Source organism: Maribacter sp. (assembly GCF_039968975.1).
Lineage (GTDB): Bacteria > Bacteroidota > Bacteroidia > Flavobacteriales > Flavobacteriaceae > Maribacter.
The window spans coordinates 1-7,621 of the sequence record NZ_JBDVOT010000268.1 but is presented as its reverse complement, the minus strand read 5'-3'; the positions used below and the strand labels follow the sequence as shown (position 1 = coordinate 7,621).

The window sequence follows — 7,621 nt, the reverse complement described above, 5'->3', positions numbered from 1 at the left end:
AATAGTATCAATCCAAATTTTGGTGCTGGTTTTTATATTGGTTCCAACAGATGGTATGCTGGTATTTCTTCACCAAGAATTCTAAACACAGATTTAAACGATGGTGAGTTTGAAGCAATAGAACGTAATAGCTATTACGCTATTGGTGGTATGGTATTCGACCTTTCTGAAACTACAAAATTTAAGCCAACTGTTATCACGAAATTTACCAATGGTGCACCGGCTACATATGACTTTACCATAAACTTTTTATTCAATGAGAAGTTTTGGATAGGAACATCTTATAGGGTTAATGACGCATCTAACTTTGGTGCCATGATGGACTATCAGGTATCTAGAGATTTTAGAGTAGGGTATGCCTATGACTTGCCTACCTCAGCGGTAAGACCTTATACTGGAGGTACGCATGAAATTATATTGATCTATGAACTTTTCAAAAAGGTATTAGGACCTGTTAAGTCTCCTAGATATTTCTAACAATTTAATATCGATACGATGAAAAATTATAAAAACTTCGTGTTATTGATGCTATTCTTACTAGTAGGTCAATTCTCGATAGCACAAATTGCATCGCAAAAAAAAGCAGATTATTATTTCAGTAAATTCTCATATTCCTTAGCTATACCAGAGTATGAAAGAATGGTTGAAGCAGATTTTAATGCTGAATACGCTCATCAGCAATTAGCGGAATGTTATTTATTAATACGTGACTATAAAAAATCTATTCCGCATTTTAGTGCTGTAATCAACAATGCAACTTTACCAACAGATTACTACTTTAAATATGCAATGGCGTTATATGCTAATGGTGATTTAGAAGAATCTGAAGCTTATCTAAAAAAATATAAGAAATACAATAAGAACGATTCCCGTATTAAGCGATTTCTACAAGATGGTAATTTAGCCTCTGTAGTCTTTAATAGTAGACAACGTTACGAAGTGGAACCTGTTGCCTTCAATTCTACAGACAGTGATTTTGGAGTGTATAGATTTATGGGGAATTTATACTTCAGTTCTTCAAGAAGAGATGTGGTTACTGGTGAAAGTTATGGTTGGAACGATGAACCTTGGTTAGATCTTTTTGCTGTTCAAGAAGATAATCCTATGTCTGAACCTAAACGTGTAAAAGGAGATATCAACACAAAATTTCATGAAAGTTCAGTAGCATTTTCTACAGATTACAAGAATGATACAATCATGTATTTTACCCGAAATAATTTCTACGATAAAAAAGAAGGTTATGGTGCATCCAATGAAATTAATTTAAAAATATACACAGCCAAATTTATTGATGGTAAGTGGCAAGAAAACAGTAACCTTAGGGTTAATAGTGACTACTATTCCACCGGGCATCCGTCTGTAAATCTTGCGAGAACACGCATTTATTTTGCATCGGATAGACCTGGTGGTTATGGTGGAACTGATATTTACTATGCTGAAATTCATGAGCGTGGTGGTGTACAAGAACCTGTTAATGCCGGACCAATTGTAAATACGGAAGGCAACGAAATGTTTCCGTTCATTAATGAAGAAGGAAAATTATTTTTCAGCTCTGATGGTCATGTTGGTTTTGGTCAGCTAGATGTTTTTTCTACCATTTCTAACGAAGACGGCGAGATTATTGACATTATTAATTTAGGTACCCCTATCAATAGTTCTAGTGATGATTTCGCTTACTATGGTTTGCCAAATGGACTAGATGGCTATGTAAGCTCTAATCGTGAGGGTGGCGTTGGTAGTGACGATATATACAAGTTTAAATTTACCCCTGCATTAGATGTTGAAGGGTATGTAGTAGATGGTGTAAACAACCAAATGCTAGACAGTGTTCAAATAAAGTTATTTGATCAAGTTACTAATACGTTGGTTGCACAGACCACTACAGACGAGAATGGATATTATAGATTTCCAGTTAATAGAAAAACCAATTATATGATAGAGGCGGTTAGAAAAACCCACCCTCACAAAAACGTTTTCTTTAATACATCAAAAACTCCAAAGGCTCAAAAAATAATGAGACAAGACATTGTTCTTGAACCGGTTCTGGATTTAAAATTGTTAGCGGGACTTAATAAAATATATTTCGATTTCAATAAAAGTGATATTAGACCAGATGCCGCTAGAGAGCTGGATAAAGTGGTACGTGTAATGAACAACACCTACCCAGATATGATTATTAAACTTGAAGCGCACACTGACCCTGTGGGTAGTCATGCCTACAATGACAACTTATCTGAAAGTAGGGCAAAATCTACTTATGAGTACCTTATTGAAAACGGAGTTTCAGAAGACAGAATTGTTTCTTATAAAGGTTTTGGTAAACGTATTCCAATAAATCATTGTACTAGCAAACAGGACTGTACCCCAGAAGAATTAGAATTGAACAGACGAACAGAATTCCCAATTCTACAGATTAAAAAAGGTGTCATGGCATCTAAATGATTTTTAAAAACATACCTCATAAATTCAACAACAACCTTATCTTTTTAAAGATAAATTCGGGTAATATTTCGTTATCCAAAATTAACTATAAAACACAAAAAAGTCCTTTACCACATTGGTAAAGGACTTTTTAATTTTTTACAGCTTACTGACTACTATTCCATAATACCGTCTACGATACCATATTTAATAGACTCTTCTGCATTCATCCAATAATCTCTATCGAAATCTTTTAAAACCTTGTCAAAATCTTGACCACAGTTATCTGCTAATATTTGTGCACTTAACTCTTTAGTTTTAATAATCTCTCTAGCCTGTATTTCTATATTAGAAGCTTGGCCTCTTGCACCACCACTTGGTTGATGAATCATTACCTGTGCATGTGGCTGAATGAATCTTCTTCCCTTTTTACCTACAGATAATAAGATAGACCCCATTGATGCCGCTAAACCTGTACATATTGTTGAAACCGGACTTTTTAAAGCTTTTATAGTATCATACATTGCAAAACCCGAAGTTACATAACCACCTGGACTATTAATATATAATTGTATTTCTTCATTGTTCTGCATATCTAGATATAACAACCTGTCAATTACATGTTTTGCAGAATCGTCATCAACCATACCCCATAGAAAGACTTTTCTTTCCTCCAGCATTTTTTCATCTATGGCTTCCTGAATTTTTCCTTTTTTAGCACTCATATTTTAAGTTTATTTATCTCTAACAAAATTAATGAATTAAATCATAAACATGATTAGCAATAATCCTTTAGATTATTACCAAATCTGTTTCTATAAATTAAAAAACGTTAATATTCGTTTAGGATTGTTCTTCAACGGTAACTGTTTTCTCTACAACCTTTTTAATAGGGATAACTACTTTACCAGTTTTTGTTTTCAAAATCATTGAAATATTATCGATACCTATTACTGTACCTTGTAAATCTCCTACTTTAACTTTATCTCCTATTTCGTAAATTTTTCTTGAATAAAAGGTTCTTAATAAATCACCTACTATTTCTCTAGACCCTAAACCTAATGCCAATGCTATTGCTAATAAAAATGCACCTAATACAATGGTAAAATTATTGGTGATTATCTGCGTATCTATACCTGCTTGGTTTAACGCCGTAATACTGACAAATATGATAATGAGATAAAATAATACGTTGCCTAATATTTTACCACCACCTAAACCAATAGAATCAAATACCTTAACAATAGTTTCTTTTATGGTTTTGGCTAAAAAAAGCCCAATCATAAAAATGATCATTGCAGATAATAATATAGGTAAATACCTTAAAAGGTTAGCAATTTCAGTCGATATAATAGTTAAGCCCATAATATCTGAGGCAACTATTATAAACACCAACCACAATAATACTTTTATAAAAGTTACAATTATTTTAGGTAAGTCTATTTTGATGTCTGCATCTCCAAATAACTTTGCTTCATTAATTTTCTCAGAAGCTTTATCTAATTTGATTGCTTTAAAAATTCGTTTTAAAATGAAAGTAACCACCTTAATGATAATCCATCCAAAAATAATTACGATAAATGCCCCGAATATACCTGGTAAGGCAGAAGCAATATCTTTAAAAATATTGCTTAAAGATTCAAAGGTGAGGTCTTTCCACTTATCAACTGTTTCCATATAACTTTTCTACTTTATTTTTATTCGCTTTTCGATTTCGTATTTAGCATACCTTCTATTATAGACGCAAAACTACCTGTGAATAAATGAGACAATTCCATAATCAACTTAGCCGTAGCAACGTCTTCCATAACTTTTTTACGTAGTTCTGGCGGAACATCTTTAAGATCTCCCTGCAAGTTTTTAAATGGATTTTTGTCCTGTTCTAACATTAAGGTAGGGTTTTATACATTTCAGTAACTTTCGCTTTTGCTCTTTTGAGCCTCATTTTAATAGCACTTGATTTTAATTCTAAAATATCTTCTAATTCTTTAATAGAAGCTCCATCTTGATATTTTAATAGTAATATCGATTTATCTTCAGGAGCTATAAGCTCTAAAGCTTTTTTTAGTTTATCTACTTGCATTTCCAGTAACAAGTTATCTGTCACCTCTACCGGTACATCTTCATGTGTTTCAAATTTTACCGAATTATCGTTAATCTTCCGCTCTTTATTTCTATTTACATAATTAACACAGAAATTATAGGTAAAAGAATATAACCAGGTAGAAAATTTTGAATTTCCTTTAAATGAACCCAATTTTACATAAAGCATTAGAAAAATATCTTGGGTCAAATCTTCTGCCTCTTTATTAGACTTTGCAAAACCCAAGCACTTGTTGTAAACTAATTTCGAGTACCTATCATAGAGTACTCCAAAGAGCATAGAGTCATTGTTAGCAACAATGCGCTCCACTAACTCTAAATCAGTATATTGTTTATTGACACCACCAGAAACCGATTTTTCGTTGAATTGGTTTCCGATAATTATAAAACAAAGCTTTTTAAGAAATGTCACTTTGATAGATAGTTTACAAAAAATAAAAGTAGGTTAAAGATACTGTAATTGATATATTTACTTGAAAATCTGCTGAAAATGAAAAATTTAATTATTCTTTCCGTGCTAATATCAAGTGTTTTTACAGCATGTAAAACCGACCAAAAAAAGCCTAAAATTGCTGTTGCCGAAGATACGGAATTGACAGTTCTTGAAAAAATCGCAAATGCTAACGGATTTGAAAACTGGAAAGACATTGAAAGTATCAAGTTTACATTCAATGTAGATAGAGAAGATGAACACTTTGAACGTACTTGGTTATGGCAAACGGAATCTAATGATGTTACCATGATGACTAGGCAAGATACTATCAGCTATAATAGAAAGGCAGTTGATAGTACTATGACGGCAACAGATGGCGGATTTGTAAATGACAAGTTCTGGCTACTTGCCCCTTACCAACTGGTATGGGATCAAAATAGTTTTACCCATAAGCTTACAGAAAATGTAGAAGCCCCTATCAGCAAGGCAAATATGCATAAACTTACTACCGTTTACAATAATGAAGGCGGCTACACTCCTGGTGATGCCTACGATTATTATTTTGGAGATGATTTTATCATAAAGGAATGGGTGTACAGAAAAGAAAATCAATCTGAACCTAATATGACGACTACTTGGGAAGACTATAAAACCCTAAACGGATTAAATATTAGTATGATGCATAAAAGACCGGATGCTGATTTTTCTCTTTATTTTTCTGGGGTAGAGGTGAAATAAAATGGTATAAAGTTTGATGTTCTTTTATTTCATCAATCACACTATGAAGTTATTATTTCTCTCACTATTTTCACTTTCTATTTTTGGCTATTCTCAACATACCACTAATGCCTTGGTTTTAGATAGCTCAGATAATTCTCCTTTAGAATTTGTTGGCATCTACAATGGTAAAGACCATACGATGACCAATGCTGATGGACGTTTTCAGTTTACCTCAACTATAGATTCTATTACCGTGTACAGAGTGGGTTATGATAAACTAACTACTACTTCTCAAAAAATAAAAGATACCATCTACCTCAACAAAAGTGTTTTAGAATTAAATGAAGTGACAGTTACCAATGAAAAAACACTATGGCAAAAAATAGGAGATTCTTTAAAATCTAATTACCCCATTCACCCATACAAAGAGAAGTTTTTATTGAGAGGCATACTACGTTATAATGGAGAAATAACAAGAATACAAGATATTCAAGGAAAACTAGAAAGGAGAACGCTCTTATATACTAAAGAAATTGAACCCGACAAAAAAGACTTTAAGGTTGCGTTGACCAATATGCGTAAAGTAGGCTTAGTCAAAGATGAAAATGATGTTTACTTTATTTTTGAGTCGTTCCATAGTTTATTCATGAATTTAATTCCTTTAAATGCCACCGGAGATGATTTTGATTTGACCGAATCCAGTTTTGATAATGGTAAAAAGATTAGTATTAATTTTCAATCAAAACCGGCTATAAAAGACGAAGATTATTCGGGACATTATATTATAAATACAGAAGACTATGCAATGGAACGGTTTAAAATGTCTTCAAAATTATATGATAAGCCTTTTAAAAAAGGTGGAAAGCATATAAGATTTAGAACGGTGTCCTACGATAAGGAAATATCGCTTTCTAAAAGTTCCAATACCAATACATATTATATAGCTTCCGCCAGATATGATGTAAAAGTGGAACTAACAGATGAAGAGAATTCTTTCACCTCATTCTACGATGTATCCTTCATACTAACCACATCTGATAATGAAGGCGACTTTGAAGTCAAGAAAAACGTAAGCACATCAAAAGATCTATTTAAAATAAACTACCCTTACGACCAGAGTTACTGGAATGCACAAAACCAATTACTGTTAACTGATGAGATGTTAGATTTTATTAAGAAAGTACAAGATCCCAATAGCGAATTTAAAATCAAGAGTAATATTAAAAACTAAGTAGAGCTACGCCTTTTTTCTTTTTAGTAAAAGCGTAAAGAGCAGAATTAAGAACCCGCATGCCAATAGCACCACAAAACTTCTAGTTAAATTATAATTTTCAGCTAAGAACCCTAGAATTGGTGGTGCACACAAAAAGCCAGCATATCCTGCACCAGCAATGAATGCAATTCCTTTAGAAGAATCTATTCCTTTTACATTCCCTCCTATTCTAAATACCTCGGGCACCATTACAGAAAATCCTAAACCGTTTAATGCAAAACCGATAATGCTGAAATAAGTATCTGTTGTCAATACCAGAAAGTATCCTAAAATCGCTAAAATTGCTCCTATGACAACCATTTTGACTGACCCAATTTTATCACTTACACCATCTCCTAAAAAGCGACCCAATGTCATAGTAACTTGAAATCCTAAAAACCCTAAGCCCCATAATGCTTCTGGCGCCAGAGCTATTTCTTTTAGATATAATCCACTCCAGTCAACAATTGCGCCTTCACTTCCCATGGCTAAAAAAGAAATAAGCCCTAGCAACAATAATGGTTTTAGCAGACCAAAACTAAACGGTTCATTTTCAATTTCTTCGGCTACCTCAGAAAAATAGTACTTTCGAAATTTAAAGTTTACCAGCAAAACCAATAATACTGCAATGGACATGTGCAAAACAGGGTTTGACAATGGGCCAATTAAAAAACTACCCAAACCTGCCAGAA

General features: G+C 33.0%; 9 protein-coding genes. 4 read left to right on the top strand and 5 right to left on the bottom strand.

Going from position 1 to position 7,621, the window contains the following annotated elements; translation table 11 throughout:
* Positions 1 to 477, top strand: a 477-nt coding sequence (locus ABJI11_RS18220; protein WP_348355598.1) for a PorP/SprF family type IX secretion system membrane protein, incomplete at its 5' end; no start/stop codon positions are given.
* 18 nt (positions 478 to 495) lie between these two features.
* Positions 496 to 2,442, top strand: a complete 1,947-nt coding sequence (locus ABJI11_RS18215; RefSeq protein ID WP_348355595.1) for an OmpA family protein — start codon at positions 496 to 498, stop codon at positions 2,440 to 2,442.
* A 155-nt stretch (positions 2,443 to 2,597) separates the two neighbouring features.
* Here the strand turns inward: ABJI11_RS18215 and ABJI11_RS18210 are convergent, their stop codons facing one another.
* From ABJI11_RS18210 to ABJI11_RS18195, 4 genes are all read right to left on the bottom strand, one after another.
* Positions 2,598 to 3,146: an ATP-dependent Clp protease proteolytic subunit gene (locus ABJI11_RS18210; RefSeq protein ID WP_348355592.1), complete on the bottom strand. Its 549-nt coding sequence runs from the start codon at positions 3,144 to 3,146 to the stop codon at positions 2,598 to 2,600.
* A 118-nt stretch (positions 3,147 to 3,264) separates the two neighbouring features.
* Complete coding sequence (locus tag ABJI11_RS18205) at positions 3,265 to 4,098, bottom strand: mechanosensitive ion channel domain-containing protein (protein WP_348355589.1); 834 nt, start codon at positions 4,096 to 4,098, stop codon at positions 3,265 to 3,267.
* A gap of 20 nt (positions 4,099 to 4,118) precedes the next feature.
* Entirely contained in the window at positions 4,119 to 4,310 is a 192-nt protein-coding gene (locus tag ABJI11_RS18200) for a hypothetical protein (protein WP_036156071.1), read from the bottom strand.
* The gene (locus ABJI11_RS18195; protein ID WP_348355585.1) at positions 4,310 to 4,936 is read right to left on the bottom strand and encodes a sigma-70 family RNA polymerase sigma factor; all 627 of its coding nucleotides are present in this window, start codon (positions 4,934 to 4,936) and stop codon (positions 4,310 to 4,312) included. The genes ABJI11_RS18200 and ABJI11_RS18195 overlap by 1 nt, the downstream gene beginning before the upstream one ends.
* A gap of 78 nt (positions 4,937 to 5,014) precedes the next feature.
* On the opposite strand from ABJI11_RS18195, the gene ABJI11_RS18190 reads away from it, so the two are divergent.
* Positions 5,015 to 5,695, top strand: coding sequence for a hypothetical protein (locus ABJI11_RS18190; RefSeq protein WP_348355582.1), 681 nt, complete (start codon positions 5,015 to 5,017; stop codon positions 5,693 to 5,695).
* Between the two features lie 43 nt (positions 5,696 to 5,738).
* Positions 5,739 to 6,908 carry a hypothetical protein gene (locus ABJI11_RS18185; protein ID WP_348355579.1) on the top strand — a complete coding sequence of 390 codons (1,170 nt, stop codon included), beginning with the start codon at positions 5,739 to 5,741 and terminating at the stop codon, positions 6,906 to 6,908.
* 6 nt (positions 6,909 to 6,914) lie between these two features.
* Here ABJI11_RS18185 and ABJI11_RS18180 read toward each other — a convergent pair.
* Positions 6,915 to 7,621: MFS transporter (locus ABJI11_RS18180; RefSeq protein WP_348355576.1), on the bottom strand; the 707-nt coding region annotated here is incomplete at its 5' end.